Source organism: Bradyrhizobium sp. 157 (genome assembly GCF_023073815.1).
In the GTDB taxonomy this organism is placed as follows: Bacteria; Pseudomonadota; Alphaproteobacteria; order Rhizobiales; family Xanthobacteraceae; genus Bradyrhizobium.
Window position 1 is genome coordinate 12,491 of the sequence record NZ_JADPKF010000027.1, and the last position, 21,696, is coordinate 34,186.

24 protein-coding genes are annotated in these 21,696 nt (G+C 63.1%); 10 read left to right on the forward strand and 14 right to left on the reverse strand.

The genetic code is table 11. The annotated features are described in order from the left end of the window. The first annotated feature begins 74 nt into the window (after window positions 1-74). Together IVA95_RS06220 and IVA95_RS06225 are read left to right on the forward strand one after the other, a co-directional pair. The gene (locus IVA95_RS06220; protein WP_247509717.1) at window positions 75-536 is read left to right on the forward strand and encodes a MarR family transcriptional regulator; all 462 of its coding nucleotides are present in this window, start codon (window positions 75-77) and stop codon (window positions 534-536) included. Window positions 537-587: 51 nt separating this feature from the next. Further along, window positions 588-965 (forward strand): DUF1398 family protein, encoded by a 378-nt coding sequence (locus tag IVA95_RS06225; protein ID WP_247509718.1) that lies wholly within the window; start codon window positions 588-590, stop codon window positions 963-965. Here the strand turns inward: IVA95_RS06225 and rimM are convergent. From rimM to ffh, 3 genes are all read right to left on the reverse strand, one after another. After that, complete coding sequence (gene rimM, locus IVA95_RS06230) at window positions 935-1,471, reverse strand: ribosome maturation factor RimM (RefSeq protein WP_247509719.1); 537 nt, start codon at window positions 1,469-1,471, stop codon at window positions 935-937. The two genes, IVA95_RS06225 and rimM, sit on opposite strands and share 31 nt — an antisense overlap. A 19-nt stretch (window positions 1,472-1,490) precedes the next feature. Continuing rightward, window positions 1,491-1,823 carry a 30S ribosomal protein S16 gene (gene rpsP, locus IVA95_RS06235; protein ID WP_247509720.1) on the reverse strand — a complete coding sequence of 111 codons (333 nt, stop codon included), beginning with the start codon at window positions 1,821-1,823 and terminating at the stop codon, window positions 1,491-1,493. A 141-nt stretch (window positions 1,824-1,964) separates the two neighbouring features. Next, a complete protein-coding gene (gene ffh, locus IVA95_RS06240) occupies window positions 1,965-3,512 on the reverse strand; it encodes a signal recognition particle protein (protein WP_247509784.1) in 1,548 nt (515 codons plus the stop codon). 507 nt (window positions 3,513-4,019) lie between these two features. On the opposite strand from ffh, the gene IVA95_RS06245 reads away from it, so the two are divergent. Then, on the forward strand, window positions 4,020-5,084 hold the full coding sequence (locus IVA95_RS06245) for an MBL fold metallo-hydrolase (RefSeq protein WP_247509721.1): 1,065 nt from the start codon (window positions 4,020-4,022) through the stop codon (window positions 5,082-5,084). 190 nt (window positions 5,085-5,274) lie between these two features. On the opposite strand, the gene IVA95_RS06250 is transcribed toward IVA95_RS06245, so the two are convergent. Beyond that, entirely contained in the window at window positions 5,275-5,967 is a 693-nt protein-coding gene (locus tag IVA95_RS06250; RefSeq protein ID WP_247509722.1) for an SIMPL domain-containing protein, read from the reverse strand. A 5-nt stretch (window positions 5,968-5,972) separates the two neighbouring features. Further along, window positions 5,973-6,683, reverse strand: coding sequence for a GyrI-like domain-containing protein (locus IVA95_RS06255; RefSeq protein WP_247509723.1), 711 nt, complete (start codon window positions 6,681-6,683; stop codon window positions 5,973-5,975). A 183-nt stretch (window positions 6,684-6,866) separates the two neighbouring features. Here IVA95_RS06255 and dapF point away from each other — a divergent pair, with 183 nt between their 5' ends. Together dapF and mtaB are read left to right on the forward strand one after the other, a co-directional pair. Continuing rightward, window positions 6,867-7,751 carry a diaminopimelate epimerase gene (gene dapF, locus IVA95_RS06260; RefSeq protein ID WP_247509724.1) on the forward strand — a complete coding sequence of 295 codons (885 nt, stop codon included), beginning with the start codon at window positions 6,867-6,869 and terminating at the stop codon, window positions 7,749-7,751. 5 nt (window positions 7,752-7,756) lie between these two features. Next, a complete protein-coding gene (gene mtaB, locus IVA95_RS06265; protein WP_247509725.1) occupies window positions 7,757-9,022 on the forward strand; it encodes a tRNA (N(6)-L-threonylcarbamoyladenosine(37)-C(2))-methylthiotransferase MtaB in 1,266 nt (421 codons plus the stop codon). A gap of 154 nt (window positions 9,023-9,176) precedes the next feature. Here the strand turns inward: mtaB and IVA95_RS06270 are convergent, their stop codons facing one another. Then, a complete protein-coding gene (locus IVA95_RS06270) occupies window positions 9,177-9,812 on the reverse strand; it encodes an RNA pseudouridine synthase (protein WP_247509726.1) in 636 nt (211 codons plus the stop codon). Window positions 9,813-9,969: 157 nt separating this feature from the next. On the opposite strand from IVA95_RS06270, the gene ftsY reads away from it, so the two are divergent. Then, window positions 9,970-10,914: a signal recognition particle-docking protein FtsY gene (gene ftsY / locus IVA95_RS06275; protein WP_213250916.1), complete on the forward strand. Its 945-nt coding sequence runs from the start codon at window positions 9,970-9,972 to the stop codon at window positions 10,912-10,914. Continuing rightward, window positions 10,914-11,516: a septation protein A gene (locus IVA95_RS06280; protein ID WP_247509727.1), complete on the forward strand. Its 603-nt coding sequence runs from the start codon at window positions 10,914-10,916 to the stop codon at window positions 11,514-11,516. The genes ftsY and IVA95_RS06280 overlap by 1 nt, the downstream gene beginning before the upstream one ends. A 164-nt stretch (window positions 11,517-11,680) precedes the next feature. On the opposite strand, the gene IVA95_RS06285 is transcribed toward IVA95_RS06280, so the two are convergent. The 6 genes from IVA95_RS06285 to ccmA all read right to left on the reverse strand — a co-directional run bounded on the left by IVA95_RS06285 (window position 11,681) and on the right by ccmA (window position 15,416). Beyond that, window positions 11,681-12,034 carry a helix-hairpin-helix domain-containing protein gene (locus IVA95_RS06285; RefSeq protein ID WP_247509728.1) on the reverse strand — a complete coding sequence of 118 codons (354 nt, stop codon included), beginning with the start codon at window positions 12,032-12,034 and terminating at the stop codon, window positions 11,681-11,683. A gap of 226 nt (window positions 12,035-12,260) precedes the next feature. Further along, window positions 12,261-12,854, reverse strand: a complete 594-nt coding sequence (locus IVA95_RS06290; RefSeq protein WP_247509729.1) for a DsbE family thiol:disulfide interchange protein — start codon at window positions 12,852-12,854, stop codon at window positions 12,261-12,263. Then, window positions 12,851-13,030: a heme exporter protein CcmD gene (gene ccmD, locus IVA95_RS06295; RefSeq protein ID WP_213250925.1), complete on the reverse strand. Its 180-nt coding sequence runs from the start codon at window positions 13,028-13,030 to the stop codon at window positions 12,851-12,853. The genes IVA95_RS06290 and ccmD overlap by 4 nt, the downstream gene beginning before the upstream one ends. Window positions 13,031-13,034: 4 nt before the next feature. Then, window positions 13,035-13,766, reverse strand: coding sequence for a heme ABC transporter permease (locus IVA95_RS06300; RefSeq protein WP_247509785.1), 732 nt, complete (start codon window positions 13,764-13,766; stop codon window positions 13,035-13,037). 89 nt (window positions 13,767-13,855) lie between these two features. Continuing rightward, entirely contained in the window at window positions 13,856-14,524 is a 669-nt protein-coding gene (gene ccmB / locus IVA95_RS06305) for a heme exporter protein CcmB (protein ID WP_247509730.1), read from the reverse strand. A 289-nt stretch (window positions 14,525-14,813) separates the two neighbouring features. Beyond that, window positions 14,814-15,416, reverse strand: coding sequence for a heme ABC exporter ATP-binding protein CcmA (gene ccmA / locus IVA95_RS06310; RefSeq protein ID WP_247509731.1), 603 nt, complete (start codon window positions 15,414-15,416; stop codon window positions 14,814-14,816). 225 nt (window positions 15,417-15,641) lie between these two features. On the opposite strand from ccmA, the gene acnA reads away from it, so the two are divergent. The 3 genes from acnA (at window position 15,642) to IVA95_RS06325 (ending at window position 20,092) form a co-directional block, all read left to right on the forward strand. Continuing rightward, window positions 15,642-18,362, forward strand: coding sequence for an aconitate hydratase AcnA (gene acnA, locus IVA95_RS06315; RefSeq protein ID WP_247509732.1), 2,721 nt, complete (start codon window positions 15,642-15,644; stop codon window positions 18,360-18,362). 158 nt (window positions 18,363-18,520) lie between these two features. After that, on the forward strand, window positions 18,521-19,282 hold the full coding sequence (locus IVA95_RS06320) for a DUF1223 domain-containing protein (RefSeq protein WP_247509733.1): 762 nt from the start codon (window positions 18,521-18,523) through the stop codon (window positions 19,280-19,282). A gap of 438 nt (window positions 19,283-19,720) precedes the next feature. Continuing rightward, window positions 19,721-20,092, forward strand: a complete 372-nt coding sequence (locus tag IVA95_RS06325) for a DUF2794 domain-containing protein (protein ID WP_213250935.1) — start codon at window positions 19,721-19,723, stop codon at window positions 20,090-20,092. Window positions 20,093-20,197: 105 nt separating this feature from the next. Here the strand turns inward: IVA95_RS06325 and IVA95_RS06330 are convergent, their stop codons facing one another. Together IVA95_RS06330 and IVA95_RS06335 are read right to left on the reverse strand one after the other, a co-directional pair. Next, the gene (locus IVA95_RS06330; RefSeq protein WP_247509734.1) at window positions 20,198-20,728 is read right to left on the reverse strand and encodes a GNAT family N-acetyltransferase; all 531 of its coding nucleotides are present in this window, start codon (window positions 20,726-20,728) and stop codon (window positions 20,198-20,200) included. A gap of 141 nt (window positions 20,729-20,869) precedes the next feature. Further along, complete coding sequence (locus IVA95_RS06335) at window positions 20,870-21,661, reverse strand: Bax inhibitor-1/YccA family protein (RefSeq protein ID WP_213250939.1); 792 nt, start codon at window positions 21,659-21,661, stop codon at window positions 20,870-20,872. Between the last annotated feature and the right edge of the window lie 35 nt (window positions 21,662-21,696).

Sequence of the window (21,696 nt, forward strand, 5' to 3'; positions counted from 1 at the left end):
CAGAAATCAAATTTGCAATATAGTTGACAAGGAAACTAATTTTGATAGTCTCCTAGTCAATTAATGGGACCGTCATGAGAAAAGCACGTCGTGTCAGCAACCTCGAAGACCATCTCGGTTACTGGCTCCGCTACGTCTCCAACCAGGTCTCCCACGCCTTCAGCCTCAAGATCGAGGCGCGTGGCGTGACGGTCGCCGAGTGGGTGATATTGCGCGAACTTTACGGGCGGGATTCCGTCGCGCCGAGCGCGCTTGCAGACCGGCTCGGCATGACGCGGGGCGCGATCTCAAAACTTGCCGACCGGCTCCAGGCCAAGATGCTGGTAACGCGCACGGCCGGCAAGGCCGATCGCCGCTATCAAGAACTGGCGCTCACGACAGCCGGCCGTGTGCTGGTTCCGGAACTGTCTGATCTTGCCGACCAGAACGACGCCGAATTTTTCGGAAACCTGAAATCAGCAGATCGCGCGACGCTTCAACGCATCATGCAGGAAATCGTGCGCCAGCGCGGCCTGCGCTCGGTGCCGATCGACTAGTTCATCCGCAATCCAACAGGAGAAACCATGCAAGAGAATGTCATCCGAATTATGCAGGAATGCACCGACGCATCGGATCATGAACGCATCAGCTTCCCCGAGGTGGTGATGAAATTGATGCAGGCAGGCGTCGAGCGCTATCATGCTGACCTGCTCCGCGCTGAGAAGATCTACTATCTGCCGTCGGGTGAATCGCATCGTGTTCAGGCCGCGCAAATAGAAGCAGTACCAGCGATGGTGTTCACTGCAGACGATGTTGCAGCCGCGGTGCGGGCGATCCAGAGGCGGCAGATCAAGTACCGTGAATTCTGCGAGCGCATCGCGCAGGCTGGGTGCGTCGGCTACATGGTGTCGCTCACGGGCCGTCGCGCGGTGTATTACGGCCGAAGCGGCGACAGTTACGTCGAGCCGTTTCCTGCGGCGGCCTGATCATCGCCTTCGATTTCCTGCGGTAGTTCGATCACCACGCGGCCATTGGCCAGATCGACTGTCGGCACGACTGCATTGGTGAACGGCAGCAGCATAGTGGCGCCTTGCGGAGGCGCGATCTCGATAATGTCGCCGGCCCCGAAATTGTGAATCGCAATCACTCGACCGAGCGGCTCGCCCGCGGCGTTGACGGCGGCAAGTCCGATCAGGTCGGCGTGGTAATATTCGCCCTCGTCGGTCTCAGGCAATTTGTCGCGGGCGACATAGAGCTCGAGTCCATTGAGCCGCTCGGCGTCCTCGCGGGTGGCGATGCCCTTCAGCGTCGCCACCAGATGGTCTTTGGCCTCGCGGACATGCGTCACCTCGAACTGGCGCGCGCCATCTTTGGTCATCAGCGGGCCGTATTGCTTTACGGCCAGCGGATCCTCGGTGAACGTCCACAGTTTCACCGCGCCGCGCACGCCATGCGCGGCACCGATACGGGCGACGCAAATCGGCGTTTTCACCGTCGCGCGCCGCTAAGCCTTACGCCTTCGCGGCGGCTTCGGCGCGGGCCTTGCGCTCCTTGCGCGGCACGGCCTTTTCCGGGTTGTTGCGGGCGGCGCGCTTGACGACACCGGCCGCATCCAGGAAGCGCGTGACGCGGTCCGACGGCTGCGCGCCCTTGGCGAGCCAGGACTTCACCTTGTCCATATCGAGCTTCAGCCGCGCCTCATTGTCCTTCGGCAGCAGCGGATTGAAATGGCCGAGGCGCTCGATGAAGCGGCCGTCGCGGGGAAAGCGCGAGTCGGCGACGACGACGTGATAGACCGGACGCTTCTTGGTGCCTGCGCGAGCGAGGCGGATAACGACTGACATTTAGTTCTCCTGTTGAATACGAAACTCAGTGATATGAACGATGTGAATCCCGTCATTGCGAGGAGCGAAGCGACGAAGCAATCCAGCTTGGTTCTTGGCGAAGAATGGATTGCTTCGCTTCGCTCGCAATGACGAAAGAGGTCATTTCTTCTTTCCCGGAAAGCCGCCGAGGCCCGGAAGCGTCGGCTTGCCGCTCAGCCCGGTAAGTCCCGGCAGATTCGGCAGTCCCTGGCGCAGGCCGGTGGGGAGATCCTTCGGCAAATTCGGCAGACCGCCGCCGGCGCCGCCCTGCATCTTGTCGGCGAGCGCTTTCATCTCCTCGGGCGCGGGCGGCTTCATGCCGCCGCCAAAGCCCATCGCCTGCGCGATACCGGCGAGGGGGCCACGCTTGCCCGAACCTATGGCTTTCATCATGTCGGCCATGTTCCGGTGCATCTTCAGGAGCTTGTTGACCTGCTCGACATTCTGGCCGGCGCCGGCGGCGATGCGCTTCTTGCGGCTGGCCTTCAGAATGTCGGGGTTCTTGCGCTCAGCCCGCGTCATCGAATCGATGATCGCTACCTGGCGCTTCAGAATCTTGTCGTCAATGCCGGCGGCCGCGATCTGGTTTTTCATCTTGGCGATGCCGGGCATCATGCCCATCAATCCGCTGATGCCGCCCATATTCGCCATCTGCAGCAACTGCTCGCGCATGTCGTTGAGATCGAACTGGCCCTTGCGCATGCGTTCCGCGGTGCGCGCAGCCTTCTCGGCGTCGATATTGGCGGCCGCGCGTTCGACCAGCGACACCACGTCGCCCATGCCGAGAATGCGGCCCGCAATGCGGCTTGGGTGAAAGTCTTCCAGCGCGTCGGTCTTTTCGCCGGTGCCGATCAGCTTGATCGGTTTTCCCGTGACCGCACGCATCGACAGCGCAGCGCCGCCGCGGCCGTCGCCGTCAACGCGCGTCAGCACGATGCCGGTGAGGCCGACGCGCTGGTCGAAGGCTCGCGCGAGGTTGACCGCGTCCTGGCCGGTCAGGGAATCCGCGACGAGCAGCACTTCATGCGGATTGGCGGTGGCTTTGATCTCCGCCGCCTCGCTCATCATCTCTTCGTCGAGCGTGGTGCGGCCGGCGGTGTCGAGCAGCACCACGTCGTAGCCGCCGAGCTTGCCGGCTTCGAGGGCGCGTTTGGCAATTTGCGCCGGCTTTTGCCCCGTTACGATCGGCAGCGTCGGAATGTCGAGGTCGCGCCCCAGCACGGCCAGTTGCTCCATCGCCGCCGGGCGGTAGATGTCGAGCGAGGCCATCAGCACCTTGCGCTTGTCGCGCTGGGTCATGCGGCGGGCGAGTTTTGCGGTGGTGGTGGTTTTACCGGAGCCTTGCAGGCCGACCATCATGATCGCGACCGGCGGCACCGCGTTGAGGTCGATAGTCTGGCCATCCGCGCCAAGGGTGGCGACCAGCTCGTCATGAACGATCTTGACGACCATCTGGCCGGGCGTGACCGACTTGACGACGGTGGCGCCGACCGCCTGCTCGCGCACGCGCTCGGTGAAGCCTCTGACCACTTCAAGTGCGACGTCGGCTTCCAAGAGCGCGCGGCGCACTTCGCGCATCGCGGCGTCGACGTCGGCCTCCGACAGCGAACCGCGGCCCGTCAGCCGATCGAGTATCCCACCAAGCTTTTCCGACAGATTGTCGAACAATGCCGTTGTCCTGTTGCTGCCCTTGCGGGCGCTGCGCCGATCCATTTCACTAATGTCATCACCCGCGAAGGCGGGTGATCCAGTATTCCAGAGCAACTCGCTTGAACCGAGAAGCTGCGGCGTACTGGATACCCCGCCTTCGCGGGTATGACGGTCAGGTATGTGCCTTGACGCCAAACGCCAAAACGATATTCCAAACACTTTCGCGCCCGAGGGCGCATCGCGCTGTCGGGCGTTGGCCTCCGGCCTCATGGGCCGGGCGGCGGGTCGAAAAGAACGTCTTTCCGAGAAAGTGCGCGCCTTAAACGCCTGGCAGGGACGAAAGTCAAGGAGAAACTAGGTCGAAATGCCCCAGGGTTGCCCGGCAAACCTTTGATATAGTTATCTTTTCCAAGACAAGGAGCTGCGGAAAGATGAATGCCCATTTCGCCGCAGGTTCCAAGTTGAACCTGCCCACGCCATATAGCACCCCATGTGCTTCGCCCTTTCCCGCGTTTTGTGAACCCCGTGCCCATCACCCGCCGCCGCGTCTTTGCAGTGCTCGCCGGAGCCGCCACGGCCGTCGGCGCGCCGTCTGTCTGGATCAGCAACATGAAGACCTATGAAGGCCCCGTCTCCGACCACTTCGACGGTACGCGCTTCTTTGATCCCGACGGCGTACCGCCAAAATCATTGGCAGAGGTGCTGCGCTGGCAGTTCGGCACTGACCGCAAGCGCGCGAACTGGCCGGATTGGCTGCCGAATGCGCACAGCGATACGCCGCCGCCGCGGGTTTCCGGCGACAAGGTGCGGCTGTCCTTTGTCGGCCATGTCTCCTGGCTGATCCAGACGCGGGATCTCAACATCCTCGTCGATCCCGTGTGGTCGCTGCGGGCCTCGCCAATTTCGTGGGCCGGGCCGCACCGGCACAACGATCCCGGCATTGCATTCGACGCGCTGCCCAAGATCGACGTCGTGCTGGTCTCGCATGGCCATTACGACCATCTCGACATTGCGACGCTGTCGAAACTTACCGAAAAATTCTCGCCGCGCGTGATCACGCCGCTCGGCAACGACATCACCATGCGCGATGCGGATGCGGCGATCAAAGCCGAGGCGTTCGACTGGCAGGATCGGGTCGAACTCGGCAACGGCATCGCGGTAACGCTGGTGCCGACGCGGCACTGGTCGGCGCGCGGCCTGTTCGATCGCAACAAGGCGCTGTGGGCGAGTTTTGTGCTGGAGACGCCGGCCGGCAAACTCTACATCGTGTGCGATTCCGGTTACGGCGAGGGCACGCATTTTCGACGCGTCGCCGAGCAGCACGGACCGCTGCGGCTGGCGATATTGCCGATCGGCGCCTATGAGCCGCGCTGGTTCATGAAGGATCAGCACATGAATCCGTCAGACGCGGTGAAGGCGTTCGCCGACTGCGGCGCCGAAGCGGCGCTGGCGCATCATCACGGCACGTTCCAGCTCACCGACGAGGCGATCGACGCGCCGGTGAATGCATTGGCCGACGCGCTGAAGGAAGCGAACATTCCGCCGGAGCGGTTCGCGGCGCTGAAGCCGGGGCAGGTTTACGAGATTTAACTTTCGTCGTCCCCGCGTCACTCGTTCGTGCCCCGGACGCAGCGCAGCGCGTTAGCGATGCGCTGCAGAGCCGGGGCCCATCTCGCCTCAAACAGTTCGGAAGTGAATGGGTCCCGGCTCTGCGGAGCAGCGTTGCCGGACGATGCTGCGCATCGCCTAGGCTGCACCGCGTCCGGGACACGAGGGGGCGTTATTCCTTGCCCTTGATCGCCCAGGACACATGCACCGTCACCGAGAGCGTCTCTTCACCTTGCGCCACCGGTGCGCCGGCCGCCATCGGGGTTGCCATCTTGCCGCGGAAGATCGGCGTGGGTGCGCCTTCCTCGGTAATGTTGATGGCCTCGCCGAGCGTCGCGCCGGCAGCCTTGGCGTAAAGCTCCGCCTTGCGGCGGGCATCGGCGACTGCCTTCTCGCGGGCCTCGTCTAGATATTTGGACGCCTGCGTCACGCTGAAGTGGATGCCGCCGATGTCGGTGGCGCCAGCCCCGACCAGCACGTCGATCACGTTAGCCACTTTGGTCACGTCGCGGATCTTGACGGTGACGCGGTTGCTGGCGCGATAGCCGACGACGGGCGAGGGGCCAGCACGATTTGGCGCATATTGCGGCTGCAGCGACAGCCGCGACGTCTGGTAATCCTTCTCTTCGATGCCAGCGCCCTTCAGCGCCAGCAGCACCTTGCCCATCGCAGCGTTGTTGGCATCCGACGCTTCGCGCGCGGTCTTGGCGTCCGAGGTCACGCCGCCGTCGATCTGAGCCTGATCGGGCGCTACCGATACATTCGCCTCGCCGGTTACCGAGATCGCAGGCGGCGGCGCCATCTGCGCCAGCGCGGGCGCAACCAGTGTGGCGGTGACCACCGCAACGCAGAGCGAGCGTTTCATCCCGATCACCTCAGCGGCACGTAGACGTTGATGACCAGCTTGTCTTCTGCCGTCTTCAGGGGATCGGTGATGTATTCCTCGATGAAGGTGTCTTTGGCTTCCAGTTTCTTGTCGTCGAGGTGATTGGTGATCGCCTCATAGGTGTTGTCCATGTTGTCGTAGGAGCCGCGATGGACGAACTTCAGCGCCTTGCCTTCGGGCGACTTGCCCATGCTGATGTCCTTGGTCAGGTTCTTGACGTCCTGATCGACCGGAATCTGCGCTAAATACGTAAAGCCGGTATCGTCGGTCGAGGTGTAGACGATCATCGAATTGCCCGTGGCCTTGATGCCCTGCTTGTCGATCAGGGCGGTCAGCGCTTTGAACGAATCGATCAGGGTGTCGAACGCCGCATCCCAATTGGCGGTGCCCTTCATGACCACCACCTTCTTGGGCTCCAGCGTGAACTCTTCGCCGAATGGGTCGGCGTTCTGGACGCTGGCGGCGGGCGGCGGGGGAACGGGCGTCGGGGCTTTCTCTGCGGTCGGGACATCCGCCGGGGACTTGGTTTCGGCCGGCGGCGGGATCGGCGCCGCTGACGGTGCCGAGCTAGGCGTCGCCGACGGGCTTCCGGCAGAGGAGGCGGGCGGCGCCGGCGATTGCGCCAATGCGGCCCCGCCAAGCGCAACTATGGCGAGCGCGACCACGGCCACACGGAAAGTGCTTGTAAGGCTCATTTCAGGTATTCTCCATCCACCCCATCTGGCGGCGGCATGTCCCGGTCCGCGCCCGCCAGGATGGGCGCTATTCCTAACACGCAAGGTCCGCATTCGTCCCATGACAGATGCGTCATATGCCCCCGCGTACTAGCCAGTTGGCCATCATTCGCCATATAAGGCAGGCATAAATTGGGAAATTCCATGAGCCCGCTGGCCAACCACGCATTTGCCAAGATGAACGGCATCGGCAACGAAATCGTCGTGGTGGACCTGCGCGATTCCAAGGCTGGTTCAAAGGCCGCCGTGACGCCGGAAGACGCCCGCGCCGTGGCTTCCCCCGCAGGCGTGCACTATGACCAATTGATGGTATTGCAGCCGCCCCGGCTGCAAGGCACTGAGGCCTTCATCCGCATCTACAACAATGACGGCTCGGAAGCCGGCGCCTGCGGCAACGGCATGCGCTGCGTGGTGCGCCGGCTGTTCGAGCAGACCGGCCAGACCGCCGTGACCTTCGAGACCCGCGCCGGGCTATTGAACTGCTGGCAGGGTCCGGCGCCCGACCTATACACCGTCGACATGGGCGCGCCGAAGTTCGGCTGGCAGGATATTCCGCTGGCCGAGGAATTTCGTGACACTCGGTATATCGAACTGCAGGTCGGGCCGATCGATGCGCCGGTGCTGCATTCGCCGTCGGTCGTCTCGATGGGCAATCCGCATGCGATCTTCTGGGTCGACGACGTCAACGCCTATGATCTCGAGCGCTTCGGGCCGCTATTGGAAAACCATCCGATCTTCCCTGAGCGCGCCAACATCACGCTTGCCCATATTGTCGATCGCGATCACATCACGATCCGCACCTGGGAGCGCGGCGTCGGCTTGACCAAGGCCTGCGGCTCGGCCGCCTGCGCGACCGCGGTCGCCGCCGCCCGGCTGAAGCGCGCCAACCGCTCGGTCGAGATCACGCTGCCCGGCGGCAAGCTCGCCATCGAATGGCGTGAGCACGATGACCACGTGCTGATGACGGGGACGGCCGATTTCGAGTATGAAGGTCGCTTCGATCCGGCGCTGTTCGCCAGTGTCGCCTGAGAGCCATGAGCGTCGAGGTCCTCACGTTTGGCTGCCGCCTCAATGCGTTCGAGTCAGAGGTGATCGCCCGCGAGGCGGAGCGCGCCGGACTTTCCGATACTATCGTCATCAATAGCTGCGCGGTCACCAACGAGGCGGTGGCGCAGGCGCGGCAGTCGATCCGCCGCCTGAAGCGCGAGCGGCCGGATGCGCGCATCGTCGTCACCGGCTGTGCGGCGCAGACGCAAGCAGAAATGTTCGCCGAAATGGCCGAGGTCGATCGCGTCGTCGGCAATGATGACAAGATGCGGAGCGAGGCCTGGCGCGACGCGCGCGCGGCGTTCGATTTTGGCTTTGGCCTCGGGACAAGCGAAAAGATCGCGGTCGCCGACATCATGGCGGTCAAAGAGATGGCTCCGCATCTGCTTGACGGCTTCAAGGCCGGCCTGCCCCGAGTATTCGTGCAGGTGCAGAACGGCTGCGACCACCGCTGCACCTTCTGCATCATTCCCTACGGCCGCGGCAATTCGCGCTCGGTGCCGATGGGGGCGGTGGTGGATCAGGTCCGCACGCTCGCCGAACGCGGCCATGCCGAGATCGTGCTCACGGGCGTGGACTTGACGAGCTACGGCGCCGATCTGCCGGGTACGCCGAAGCTGGGACAGTTGACCAAGCAGATTTTGCGCCACGTGCCGGAGTTGAAGCGCCTGCGGATTTCGTCGATCGATTCCATCGAGGCCGACCGCGATCTGCTCGATGTGATCGCCGACGACGAACGGCTGATGCCGCATCTGCACCTGTCGCTACAATCCGGCGACGACCTCATTTTGAAGCGGATGAAGCGGCGGCATTCGCGGCAGGATGCGATCGAATTCTGCGCGCAGGTGCGGCGACTGCGCCCGGACATTGCGCTCGGCGCCGATATCATCGCGGGTTTTCCGACCGAGACCGAGGAAATGTTCGTGCGCTCGGCGGATCTGGTTGATGAATGCGATCTCACCTTTCTGCACGTGTTCCCTTACTCCAAGCGTCCGGGCACGCCGGCCGCGCGGATGCCGCAGGTGGCGGGTGAGGTGATCAAGGCGCGGGCGAAGCTGGTGCGCGAGCGCGGAACCGCGGCACTGCGACGACGGCTCGCGTCAGAGGTCGGCGCGACGCGTCAGGTGCTGATCGAGAGCGACAAACAGGGGCGCACGGAGCATTTTCTGCCGGTCGCGATATCAGGCGAAAAGCCGGGTGCCGTGATGCCGCTCGTGATCAAGTGCCACGATGGCGCACGGCTAACAGTGTGAGTCGCAAATTCTGCTGTCATCGCCCGGCTTGACCGGGCGATCCAGTACGCCGCGGCCCCCGCGGTTCATCACGGACGTCTCTGGAATACTGGATCGTCCGCTTTCGCGGATGATGACAGCGGTAGTTGGGGCGCCGTGCTTACCTGCGAACCTGCTACTCTCCGTTCCACCCACACTTTCGCAACCTCTCCCGCATATGTTCCGGCGCCGGCGCCACCACGCGCACCGGCTCCTTGTTCTTCGAAATCGGCACGACGATCTCGCGGGAATGCAGATGCAGGATCGGCTCGCCGAAGCGGGGGCCGTTACCGTAAATATTGTCGCCGACGATCGGCCAGCCCATCGCTGATGTGTGCACGCGCAGTTGATGCGTTCGGCCGGTCACGGGTTCCAGCGCCAGCCAGGCGAGGCCGTCGCCGCGGCCGAGCACTTTCCAGGTGGTGATGGCTTTCTGGCCTTCCGGGTCCGGCTTCTGCCACCAGCCGCGCTCGGCGTTCAGCCGGCCCAATGGCATATCGATGGTGCCTTCATTCTCGGCAGGTCCGCCCTCGACCACGGCCCAATAGGTCTTTCCGACTTTGCCGTGCTTGAACAACAGGCCGAGCGAGGCGGTGGCCTTGCGGTGGCGTCCCAGCACGAGACAGCCTGATGTATCCTTGTCGAGCCGGTGCGCCAGCACCGGTGGCCGCGGCAGGCCGAATCGCAAGGCATCGAAGGAAGCTTCCAGATTGGCGCCGCCCTTGGGGCCGCGATGTACCGGCAGTCCGGCGGGTTTGTCGATGACCAGCATCAGTCCGTCGCGATGGAGCACGCGGGCCAGGATTTCGTCTGCCGTTAAGCCAGGGACATCAAACGATGCCCTGGGAACATCAAAGGATGTCCCGGGAACATCAAAGAATTTGTTGTGACTTCCGCTCATGGCGCGAAACCGCTAACACGTCCCCGACATGAGCGATACCACTCCTGGAACTCCAAAACTGAGCTGGTGGCGGCGGCTTTCGAGCGGTCTGAAGCGGACCTCGAGTTCGCTCGGCACGGCCGTGGCCGACCTCGTCACTAAGCGCAAGCTCGACCGCGCCATGCTCGACGATATCGAGGATGTGCTGCTGCGCGCCGATCTCGGCACCGCGGTGGCGGTGCGGATCGCGGATGCCGTCGGGGCGGGCCGGTATGACAAGGCGATTTCCGCCGACGAGGTAAAGACGGTCGTCGCAACCGAGGTCGAGAAGGTGTTGGCGCCGGTGGCAAAGCCGCTGGAGATCGACACGGCGCAAAAGCCTTTTGTTATTCTCGTGGTCGGCGTCAACGGCTCCGGCAAGACCACCACCATCGGCAAGCTTGCCGCGAAACTGAGCGCCGAGGGCCGCAAGGTGATGCTGGCGGCCGGCGATACGTTCCGTGCGGCCGCAATCGAGCAGCTCAAGGTGTGGGGCGAGCGCACCAAATCGCCGGTCGTTGCGGGAGCGCAGGGCTCTGATTCAGCCAGCCTCGCCTTCAACGCGCTGAGCGCGGCGAAGGAACAGAAGCTCGACGTACTGCTGGTCGATACGGCGGGACGGCTGCAGAACAAGGCCGAGCTGATGAACGAGCTCGAAAAGGTGGTTCGCGTCATCAAGAAGGTCGATGCGTCAGCCCCGCATGCGGTGCTGCTCGTGCTCGACGCGACGGTGGGACAAAATGCGCTGTCGCAGGTCGAGGCGTTTCATCGTACCGCTGGCGTCACCGGGCTTGTGATGACGAAACTCGACGGCACCGCGCGCGGCGGGATTCTGGTGGCGCTGGCGGAGAAGTTCAAACTGCCGGTACACTTCATCGGTGTCGGCGAAGGCATCGATGATCTCGCGCCGTTCACGGCACGGGATTTCGCCAACGCGATTGCAGGAATCGAGTAATGGACAAGAAAGTACCGCACCCGCTGTTCAAGCTTGCGACCGAGCTTGGTCCCCTTCTCATCTTTTTCGTCGCCAACGCGAAGTCCAACCTGTTCGTCGCCACCGGCGTGTTCATGGTGGCGGTGCTGGCTGCAATGGTTGCGTCATACATGGTGACGCGGCATATACCGATGATGGCGATCGTCACGGCGGTGGTGGTCATCGTGTTCGGGGCGCTGACGCTGATCCTGCATGACGAGACCTTCATCAAGATGAAGCCGACCATCGTCTACACGCTGTTCGCCGCCATTCTCGCTGGCGGTTTGCTGTTCAACCGCTCCTTCATCGCCATCATGTTCGACCAGATGTTCAACCTCACCCCGCACGGCTGGCGCATCCTGACCGCGCGCTGGGCGTTGTGGTTCTTCGCCATGGCGGTGCTGAACGAGATCATCTGGCGCACCCAAAGCACCGACTTCTGGGTCGCCTTCAAGGTCTTCGGCATGGTGCCGTTGACGATGCTGTTTGCCGTGACGCAGATGCCGCTGATCAAGCGCTATCATCTGGAGCCGGCCTCGCTGGAGGTCAGCGAGGCCGAAGCGGGTGATATAAGCAAGGGGTGAGTTCTTCTCCCTCTCCCGCTTGCGGGGGAGGGCTGGGTGGGGGTCCCTCCGCACAGTCTGCTCGTGGATAGATTTCCCCCACCCGACGCGCTTGCGCGCGTCGACCTCAGAGCGAGCTTCGCTCGTCTCGACCCCGCAAAGCGGGAGAGGTCAGCAAGAAAACGTCAACTCTTCTGCTTGGCGATGATCTTGTCCTTGATCTTGTCGTAGGTCGCCTGCGGGACGATGCTCTTCTGCACCAGTTCGTCCTTGCCCTTGTACGGGCGGCCCTTGATGATCTTCTCCGAATAAGCCTTACCGACGCCCGGCAGCGCGTCGAGCTGCTCGGCGGTCGCGGAATTGATGTCGAGCAGCTCGGCCTTCGGCGCAGGAGCCATCTTCGATTCCGAAGCGGGCGGGGCCATTTTGCTGTCGGACTTGGTCGCGGGCTGTGCGGTCTGGGCCATCGATGGCGTTGCCATCAGCAGCCCCAGGGTCAGTGCGGTAGCGAGAAGAGAAGCGAGCGTGAAATGACGCATGAGTGTCCCTCCCAGGACGGTTCAAGTAACGCGATAAAACTAGCTGCGGATTCGTGGCGGCGCCATGGCTGCGATATGAACGGCAGATAAAAGCGCAAGATTATTTGCGCCAATGCTCTCCTCGTCATTCCGGGGCATCGCGCAGCGATGAACCCGGATCTCGAGATTCCCCGGTGCGCAACCGCGCACCTGACGTTTCGCATCTTCGATGCGCCTCGGACTGTCGTTAGCTCCCCGCCTTCAACGCCTTCTCGATCTCTACTTTGAGCACGCTGTCGAGATTGGCCGGCGTCACCGGTCCGACCAGCTTGTAGCGAATGGTGCCGTCGCGACCGACCACGAAAGTTTCGGGCACGCCATAGACGCCCCATTCGATCGAGCCGCGGCCGTTGCCATCGGCGCCGACGGCGACAAACGGATTGCCGTAGCGGCCGAGAAAGCGGCGGGCGTTGTCGGGTGAATCCTTGTAGTTGATGCCGACGATCTGCACTCGCGTATCCTTCGCCAGCGCGGTCAACAGCGGCGCCTCGTCATGGCAGGGCACGCACCAGGAGGCCCAGACATTGACGACGGAGACCTTGCCCTTGAATACCGCGGGGTCGAGGCCGGGGACGGGCGTCCCGTTATGGACGAGGCCCTCCAGCGCCGGCAGCGTGGTTTGCGGCGCCGGCCGGCCGATCAGGGCCGAAGGGATTTTTGCGGGATCGCCGCCGTAGAGCCGCAGCAGGAACAGTGCGGCGACAGCGATAAAGCCGATCAGCGGCAGCGCTACGATCCAGCGCCGACTGCGTGGCTGATCGGATGTTACTGGCGCGCTCATCGGATGTCCGTGGCCTGGCGGCCGGAGCGTCTGGTCACGCCAGAGGCATCGAGTTCGCGCAGGCGCTCCTTCTGATGGCGATAGTCGAGCGTGATCCAGCCGATCAGGATCAGCACGACTGCCGCCACCAGCATGTAGGAGGTCACGATAAAGGAAGCGTAGGGGCCGAGTGACATCGCGTCATGCCGCCTGCTGGCTGGCTTGCATCATCTGCAAGCTGCGCACCCGCCGGCGCAGGATCTCGTTGCGCATTGCCGCCAAGTGCAGCGTCACGAACAAAAGCGAAAATCCGACCGCCATCACGAGCAGTGGAATCAGGAACGCCTTATCGAGCGTCGATCCGGCCATCCGCATCACGGATGCCGGTTGATGCAGCGTGTTCCACCAGTCGACCGAGAATTTGATGATCGGCAGGTTGATCGCGCCGACCAGTGTCAGCACGGCGGCGGCCCGCGCCGCACGGGACGGGTCCTCCACCGCGCGCCACAGCGCCATCAGGCCGAGATACATCAAGAACAGGATCAAGACGGAGGTCAGCCGCGCATCCCATTCCCAATAGGTGCCCCACATCGGCCGTCCCCATAGCGAGCCGGTGACCAGCGCCAGAAACGTGAACGCCGCGCCGATCGGTGCCGCAGCCTTGGCGGCAACGTCAGCAAGCGGATGCCGCCATACCAGCGTGCCCAGCGCGGCAATGCTCATGACGCCCCACACAAACATCGAAAGCCACGCGTTCGGCACGTGGATGAACATGATCTTCACGGTGGCGCCCTGCTGGTAATCGTCGGGGGCCATCGCCGCCTGATAGAAACCGACCAGCAAAAGGATCGCGGTCGCGCCCGCCAGCCACGGCAATACGCGCGCCGTCAGCGCGAGAAATTTCGAGGGATTGGCGAGGTCGATCAGCGTCATGGCATCCTGATAGTCGTCAGCGGCGAAGCAGGCAATGCGGCATGGTTTGTTTCGCATCGCCTCCGCCAGAGTTGATCGGCGTCAACAATTCAGTCCAGACCGTGCCGCAGGCTGGCCGCAGCGGCAAACGGTCCGACCACGAAAGTAACCAGCGAGAGCGCGCAAAGGATCGAAAACGGAGTTCCAAACGACAGCGGGCCGGTAATGGCCGCCTGCGAGGCTGCAACGCCGAAGATCAGCACGGGGATCGATAGCGGAAGCACCAGCACCGCGAGCAAGAGGCCGCCGCGGTGTAATGTCACGGCGAGCGCCGCGCCGATCATGCCCGTGAACGTCAGCGCCGGCGTTCCCACCAGCAGGGTCAGCGCCACGGCCGACGTCGCCGCGGCGTCGAGGTTGAGCAACAGCCCGAGCACGGGTGTCGCCACGATCAGCGGCACGCCGGCAGCGAGCCAATGCGCCAGCGCTTTCGCCGCACAAGCGAGTTCCAGCGGTGTCCGGCCCATCACGATCAGGTCGAGCGAGCCGTCCTCATGGTCGGCCGTGAACAGCCGGTCGAGCGTGAGCAGGCTCGCCAGCAGCGCGCCGAGCCAGAGGATTGCGGGGCCGAGCCGGGCCAATAGTGGCAGATCGGGCCCGATCGCAAACGGCATCAGCACCGTGACGGTGAGGAAAAACAGCACCCCAATCAACGCCCCGCCGCCGACGCGCAGCGCGATTTTGATATCCCGGCGGATTAGTGCGGCGAGGGCGGTCATGGGAGGCGCCCCAAGCGTGTGTTTTGTGCACTCCACTGGAGCCGCGTGTTCAGCTCGCTCCCTCCCCCCTTGCGGGGGAGGGCGGGGGAGAGGGGTGGCCCCGGAAAAGCTGTTCGATAGAAGCGCTGAGCAGAATTGCGACGGGCCAGCTTGAGAGAGCGCGTCGCGTGGCACCCCTCTCCCTGACCTCGAGAGCGAGCTTCGCTCGCCTCGGACCCCGCAAGGGGGGAGGGAACGGAGAGAGCGGCGCCGCGCCGCACGACAATTTGCGGGAGCATCAACTGCAAAGTCACCTCTTTGCCCCCATGCGCAGCTCGCTCGCCTCGATTCCGAGCGGGGTGTGGGTGGCCGCAACAATGATCCCGCCGCCGGCGAGATGCTCCCGCATGACGCCCACGAATAATTCCTGTCCGGCGATGTCGAGCGCCGAGGTCGGCTCGTCCAATAGCCAGACCGGCCGGCGCACCGCCAGCAGCCGGGCGATCGAAAGCCGCCGCCGCTGGCCCGCCGAGAGGTAGGCTGCCGGGAGATGCGTGGCATGGCCGAGCCCGACGGCGGTGAGGCATTGGCTGGCATCGCCGATGTCGCCGCCCAAAAAATCCCGCCAGAACGCAAGGTTCTCGAGCACGCTGAGCGCAGGTTTCAGCGCATCGCGATGGCCGAGATAGTGAGATTGCTCCGGCAGCGTCAGCTCGGCCTCGCCACCTTCCAGGCCGATTGCTCCGCCGGTCGGCACCAAAAGACCCGCGATCAGGCGCAACAGCGAGGTCTTGCCCGAGCCGTTCGGGCCGACCACGGCGAGCACTTCGCCGGAAGCGGCCTCGAAATCGAGGTTCGAGAACACTTCTCTGCCGCCTCTGACACAACTGATTTGGCGCCCCGAGAGCCGCATTTTGCTTCGTCACAGCCCTCTGAAATTGATGGGTACCGCGTCAGAATTTGTGGGTACCGCATTGCTGCAGCACGTTTGTCGCTGTGGCGGCGCTTCTAGAAAGATTCTATAAGCCCGGAACTTGATGCAGCACACAATCGGCGGCTGCAAGCCAAGAAGCCAGCCTACCGCTGACGGTGTTTAAATACCCTTGCCGGGTATAACTAGAATTTGGGATTTTCTGACATGACCTCGCTCGACAGCTTCAAATGCCGCAAGACCCTCAAGGTCGGCAGCAAGACCTACGTTTATTACAGCCTGCCCGCCGCCGAGAAGAACGGTCTGAAGGGAATTTCCAAGCTGCCTTATTCGATGAAGGTGCTGCTCGAAAATCTGCTGCGCAACGAGGACGACCGCACGGTCAAGAAGGAAGACATCGTCGCGGTTTCGAAGTGGCTTCGGAAGCGTAAGCTCGAGCATGAAGTCGCGTTCCGCCCGGCGCGCGTTTTGATGCAGGATTTCACCGGCGTGCCGGCGGTGGTCGATCTCGCCGCGATGCGCAACGCGATGCAGGCGCTCGGCGGCGATGCCGAGAAGATCAACCCGCTGGTGCCGGTCGACCTCGTCATCGACCACTCCGTCATCGTCAACTTTTTCGGTGACAACAAGGCGTTCGGCAAGAACGTGGTCGAGGAATACAAGCAGAACCAGGAGCGCTACGAGTTCCTGAAATGGGGCCAGAAGGCGTTTTCGAATTTCTCCGTGGTGCCGCCCGGCACCGGCATCTGCCATCAGGTCAATCTCGAATATCTGGCGCAGACGGTGTGGACCAAGAAGGAGAAAATGACGGTCGGCAAGAAGACCGGCACCTTCGAGGTCGCCTACCCGGATTCGCTGGTTGGTACCGACTCGCACACCACCATGGTCAACGGCCTTGCCGTGCTCGGCTGGGGCGTCGGCGGCATCGAGGCGGAAGCCTGCATGCTCGGCCAGCCGCTGTCGATGCTGTTACCGGAAGTGGTCGGCTTCAAGCTGAAGGGCCAGCTCAAGGAAGGCGTCACCGCGACCGACCTCGTGCTGACCGTCACGCAGATGCTGCGCAAGCAGGGCGTGGTCGGCAAGTTCGTCGAGTTCTTCGGCCCCGGCCTCGACTATCTCTCGGTCGCGGACAAGGCGACGATCGGCAACATGGCGCCGGAATATGGCGCGACCTGCGGCTTCTTCCCGGTCGATGCCGCGACCATCGATTATCTCAAGACCTCTGGCCGCAAGGCCGACCGTGTCGCGCTGGTGGCGGCCTACGCCAAGGCGCAGGGCCTGTTCCGCGCGGCGAAATCGGCCGATCCGGTGTTCACGGAAACCCTGACGCTCGATCTCAAGGACGTCGTGCCGTCGATGGCCGGTCCGAAGCGCCCCGAGGGCCGCGTCGCGCTGCCCTCGGTTGCCACCGGCTTCGCGACCGCGCTCGCCAGCGAGTACAAGAAGCCCGACGCGGCTGCGACGCGCTATCCGGTCGAGGGCCGGGATTTCGATCTCGGCCATGGCGACGTCGTGATCGCCGCGATCACCTCGTGCACCAACACCTCCAACCCGAGCGTGTTGATCGGCGCGGGCCTGCTGGCGCGCAACGCCGCCGCCAAGGGGCTGACGGCCAAGCCGTGGGTGAAGACCTCGCTCGCTCCGGGCAGCCAGGTGGTTGCGGAATATCTGGCCAATTCCGGCCTGCAGAAGGATCTCGACAAGGTCGGCTTCAACCTGGTCGGCTTCGGCTGCACCACATGCATCGGCAATTCCGGCCCGCTGCCGGAGGAAATTTCAAAGTCGATCAACGACAACGGCATCGTTGCTGCGGCCGTGCTGTCGGGTAACCGCAATTTCGAAGGCCGCGTCTCACCGGATGTGCAGGCGAACTATCTGGCTTCGCCGCCGTTGGTTGTCGCCTATGCGCTGGCCGGCACCGTGACCAAGGATCTCGCGGTCGAGCCGATCGGCACCGGCAAGGACGGCAAGCCGGTGTACCTGAAGGACATCTGGCCGACCACGAAGGAGATCAACGCCTTCATGAAGAAGTTCGTGACAGCCACGATTTTCAAGAAGCGCTACGCCGACGTGTTCAAGGGCGATACCAACTGGCGCAAGATCAAGACGGTCGAGAGCGAGACCTACCGCTGGAATATGAGCTCGACCTATGTGCAGAACCCGCCCTATTTCGAGGGCATGAAGAAGCAGCCCGATCCGATCGCGGACGTTATCGATGCGCGGATTCTGGCGCTGTTCGGCGACAAGATCACCACCGACCACATCTCGCCGGCTGGCTCGATCAAGCTGACTTCGCCGGCCGGCAAATTCCTCAGCGAGCACCAGGTGCGACCCGCCGACTTCAACCAGTACGGCACGCGGCGCGGCAACCACGAGATCATGATGCGCGGCACGTTCGCCAATATCCGCATCAAGAACTTCATGCTGAAGGGCGCCGACGGCAATATTCCGGAAGGCGGCCTCACCAAGCACTGGCCCGACGGTGAGCAGATGCCGATCTACGACGCCGCGATGAAGTACCAGGCGGAGGGCGTGCCGCTGGTGGTGTTCGCCGGCGCCGAATACGGCAACGGCTCCTCACGCGACTGGGCCGCGAAGGGCACCCGTCTGCTCGGTGTCCGCGCCGTGATCTGCCAGAGCTTCGAGCGCATCCATCGCTCCAACCTGGTCGGCATGGGCGTGTTGCCGCTGACCTTCGAAGACGGCACGTCGTGGACATCGCTCGGCCTCAAGGGCGACGAGACGGTGACGATTCGCGGGCTCCAGGGTGATTTGAAGCCGCGCCAAACCCTGACGGCCGAGATCGTGTCCGGCGACGGTTCGCTGCAGCGCGTGCCGCTGCTCTGCCGCATCGACACCCTCGATGAGCTCGAGTACTACCGAAACGGCGGCATTCTGCATTATGTGCTGCGCAAACTCGCGGCTTAACGCGGATTTGTGATCGATGCCTCACTTCGAAGTGAGTGGCGAGCAAGGAGAAGGCGGCCTATGACAAGGCCGCTTTCGTGCGTCTGGGGTGCGCCTTTGGGATATCAGATCATGCCCCGTACAAATACGGATGGAAAACGCTACGCCCGGTTCGCACGATGACAGCGATGATGGCCTACAACAGCATATCGCGATGGTCCGGTGCGCTCGGCGTCTGCGCGATCATCGCCATCATCCGCCCTGCTCATGCCGAACCGCGTGCCGTGGTCGAATTGTTCACCTCGCAAGGCTGTTCGTCGTGTCCGCCGGCCGACCAGATCGTCGGCGAACTCGCCAAGGATCCGTCCATCATCGCGCTGAGCATGCCCATCGACTACTGGGATTATCTTGGCTGGAAGGACACGCTGGCGGATTCGCGTTTTAGCGCGCGTCAGAAGGCCTATTCGCATGTGCGTGGCGACCGTAACCTCTACACGCCGCAGATGATCGTCAATGGCTCGGCGCAGGTGATCGGCAGCGATCGCGCCGCCATCGAAGGGGCCATCAAGAATACCGGCAAGGCTGAAGGCGTGATGTCGGTGCCGGTGAAGATGACGTTGTCGGGCAAACTGCTCAACGTCTCAGTAGAGGCGAGCAAGGTGCCGACGGCGGGCCGCGGCGAAGTCTGGATCTGCTCGGTCTCAAAGGCGGTGCCGATCTCGATCGGGCGCGGCGAGAATCGCGGCCAACAACTCACCTACTACAACGTGGTACGCAACCTCGTGAAGGTCGGCGACTGGAACGGCGGTTCGGGCAGCTGGACCATTCCGCTTGAAAATATTTCCCGCGACGGCGTGGACGCTGCGGTCGTCTACGTCCAGGACGGCAGTCGCGACAAGCCGGGCGCGATGCTCGGCGCCGCCATGACGGCGCTGCGCTAGTTAGCTCCAAGCTCCATCGGGGCTACGAGGCCTAACTTTTCTCTCACCTTGAATCAGTTGCGTATAATCGGCGAAGTCGAGCCGCGCGGGACATTGGCGAGAGCAGTCCCCAGAAACGAAAAAGGACCAACTTTCGTTGGCCCAGTATCGGGATTAACTCCCTCTGCGAACAGGCCCGATCCCGACGGCCCCGGGGGGCTGGGGGCTGAGGAATCCGGAACCGAAAGGACCGGGCCAACGCAGGATTTTCTTTTCGCAATCTAGCGGGGCGGACGGTTGGCAGAAGTAGGGCAGCAATAAGATTCCGCTAACGATCCCGTGAATCGATATTTCCGGCTGATACCGGGCATTCGCCGCGGTTTCTTTCGTATTTACAACCCCCTTGCGGCGCTCTGCCGTTAGCGCGATCATGTAAATAGGATGACAGGAGGCCGCTCCATGACTCTGATATCGGAGGAGACCGATCCAAGCGATAGCCGCGCAGTGGCGCGCGTCGCCACTGCGAGCCCGCCGCCGAATCGCGTCACGTTCAATCGCCTCGAACTCAACCGTATCCTCAATCTGTATGGGCGCATGGTCGCCGACGGCGAGTGGCGCGACTACGCCATCGACTTTCTGAAAGACCGCGCGGTGTTCTCCGTATTTCGCCGCGCTTCCGAAGTTCCGATCTATCGCATCGAGAAAGATCCGCGGCTTGCGCGCAAGCAGGGCATGTACAGCGTGATCTCGGCGACCGGACTGATCCTGCGCCGCGGCCACGAACTCGAACGCGTGCTGCTGGTGATCGACCGCAAGCTGGCGGTGGTTTGACGAGCGGTTCGTAGCCCGGATGGAGCGCAGCGAAATCCGGGGCAGGTTTATCGCGCTGGAAGAAACCCGGATTGCGCTTCGCTCCATCCGGGCTACGAAACCTTCTCAATCCGTCGGCAGCGTCGTTGCGCCTTCACCCAGCGCGCGCTGCATCATAACCGTGTCGAGCCAGCGGCCGAACTTGAAACCAACGCTGGGATGCGTCCCGATCATCTGGAAACCGCATTTGGCGTGAACGCCGATGGAGGCGGCATTGGCGGAGTCGCCGATGACCGCGATCATCTGCCGGTAGCCGCGCGCCTCGCATTCGGCGATCAGCCGCTGCATCAGTTGCAGGCCGATGCCGCGCCGGTGCGTGGCCGGTTTCAAATAGACCGAATTCTCCACCGTGAAGCGGTAGGCCGGCCGTGGCCGGTAAGGTCCGGCATAGGCATATCCGATCACCTGGCCTTTGACGGCGGCGACCAAATACGGAAAGCCGCCATCCGACAGGGCTCTGAACCGCCGGGTCATCTCGGCGAGATCGGGCGGTACAAGCTCGAACGTCGCAGTGCCGTAGCGCACCGCATGTTCATAGATTTCGGTGATGGCGGAGAGGTCGACCTCGGTGGCGGGCCGGATTTCGGGAGCGGACATGGCAAAAAGATACCAGCAGACAAATCTCGATCAACGGTCTTTCCGCCATGCCCCGGATCAAGCCCGGGCATGGCACTGAGCAAAAGAAAAGCCCCGGCGCGAGGCCGGGGCTTCAGCTCTTGAACCTGGGTCCGGCAGCGGCTAGTCGCGCTGGCCGAGGAGCTGCAGGAGCAGCGTGAACAGGTTGATGAAGTTCAGGTAGAGCGACAGTGCACCGGTAATCGCCGCACGCTCTTCAACGTCAGCGCCTCCCGAAGCGTAGCCATAGATGTACTCGTTCTTCAGCCGCTGGGTATCCCAGGCGGTGAGGCCCGCGAACACCAGCACGCCGACCACCGAGACGATGAACTGCAGCATCGAGCTCGCCAGGAACAGGTTGACCAGGCTCGCGATGATGACACCGATCAGACCCATGAACAGGAACGACCCCATGCCGCTCATGTCACGCTTGGTGGTGTAGCCATAAAGGCTCAGCGCACCGAAGGTCGCCGCGGTGATGAAGAACACCCGAACGATCGAGGTGTGCGTATACACCAGGAAGATCGACGAAAGCGAAATGCCCATCAGCGCCGAGAACACCCAGAACAGCATCTGGGCGGTCGCGGGCCGCAGCCGGTTGATGCCGGCCGAGATCGCAAACACCATCACCAGCGGCGCGAGAATGAACAGCCACTTCAGCGGGCTGACATACATCGCGTAGCCGAACGGCGTCAGGAAGGCGTTACCGAACCGGGCGGCGGCGCCGGCCTGGTCGGTGGTCACGGCGGCCATGTAGACGCCGAGCGCCGCAAGGCCGGTGATGGCCAGGCCGATGCTCATGTAGTTGTAGATGCGCAGCATGTAGGCGCGCAGACCGGCATCGACGGCCGCGGCGTCAACGCGTCCGGCGGCCCGGCCGAAAGGAGATACGTAGTTACGGTCTAGGTCCGACATGGTCGAATTCCCGTTGGTTGCCCGGCGGAGCGCAA

Bases quoted from the DNA above. Each gene is read 5' to 3' on its own strand.
- rpsP (WP_247509720.1), bottom strand. From the start codon at position 1,823: ATGTCAGTCGTTATCCGCCTCGCTCGCGCAGGCACCAAGAAGCGTCCG.
- IVA95_RS06300 (WP_247509785.1), bottom strand. From the start codon at position 13,766: ATGACGCTGATCGACCTCGCCAATCCCTCGAAATTTCTCGCGCTGACG.
- ccmB (WP_247509730.1), bottom strand. From the start codon at position 14,524: ATGACCGCCCTCGCCGCACTAATCCGCCGGGATATCAAAATCGCGCTG.
- acnA (WP_247509732.1), top strand. From the start codon at position 15,642: ATGACCTCGCTCGACAGCTTCAAATGCCGCAAGACCCTCAAGGTCGGC.
- IVA95_RS06285 (WP_247509728.1), bottom strand. From the start codon at position 12,034: ATGCGTCATTTCACGCTCGCTTCTCTTCTCGCTACCGCACTGACCCTG.
- ftsY (WP_213250916.1), top strand. From the start codon at position 9,970: ATGAGCGATACCACTCCTGGAACTCCAAAACTGAGCTGGTGGCGGCGG.
- IVA95_RS06220 (WP_247509717.1), top strand. From the start codon at position 75: ATGAGAAAAGCACGTCGTGTCAGCAACCTCGAAGACCATCTCGGTTAC.
- IVA95_RS06280 (WP_247509727.1), top strand. From the start codon at position 10,914: ATGGACAAGAAAGTACCGCACCCGCTGTTCAAGCTTGCGACCGAGCTT.
- IVA95_RS06250 (WP_247509722.1), bottom strand. From the start codon at position 5,967: ATGAAACGCTCGCTCTGCGTTGCGGTGGTCACCGCCACACTGGTTGCG.
- dapF (WP_247509724.1), top strand. From the start codon at position 6,867: ATGAGCCCGCTGGCCAACCACGCATTTGCCAAGATGAACGGCATCGGC.
- IVA95_RS06335 (WP_213250939.1), bottom strand. From the start codon at position 21,661: ATGTCGGACCTAGACCGTAACTACGTATCTCCTTTCGGCCGGGCCGCC.
- IVA95_RS06225 (WP_247509718.1), top strand. From the start codon at position 588: ATGCAGGAATGCACCGACGCATCGGATCATGAACGCATCAGCTTCCCC.
- mtaB (WP_247509725.1), top strand. From the start codon at position 7,757: ATGAGCGTCGAGGTCCTCACGTTTGGCTGCCGCCTCAATGCGTTCGAG.
- IVA95_RS06270 (WP_247509726.1), bottom strand. From the start codon at position 9,812: ATGCTGGTCATCGACAAACCCGCCGGACTGCCGGTACATCGCGGCCCC.
- IVA95_RS06290 (WP_247509729.1), bottom strand. From the start codon at position 12,854: ATGAGCGCGCCAGTAACATCCGATCAGCCACGCAGTCGGCGCTGGATC.
- ccmA (WP_247509731.1), bottom strand. From the start codon at position 15,416: ATGCGGCTCTCGGGGCGCCAAATCAGTTGTGTCAGAGGCGGCAGAGAA.
- IVA95_RS06255 (WP_247509723.1), bottom strand. From the start codon at position 6,683: ATGAGCCTTACAAGCACTTTCCGTGTGGCCGTGGTCGCGCTCGCCATA.
- IVA95_RS06325 (WP_213250935.1), top strand. From the start codon at position 19,721: ATGACTCTGATATCGGAGGAGACCGATCCAAGCGATAGCCGCGCAGTG.
- IVA95_RS06320 (WP_247509733.1), top strand. From the start codon at position 18,521: ATGACAGCGATGATGGCCTACAACAGCATATCGCGATGGTCCGGTGCG.
- IVA95_RS06330 (WP_247509734.1), bottom strand. From the start codon at position 20,728: ATGTCCGCTCCCGAAATCCGGCCCGCCACCGAGGTCGACCTCTCCGCC.
- ccmD (WP_213250925.1), bottom strand. From the start codon at position 13,030: ATGTCACTCGGCCCCTACGCTTCCTTTATCGTGACCTCCTACATGCTG.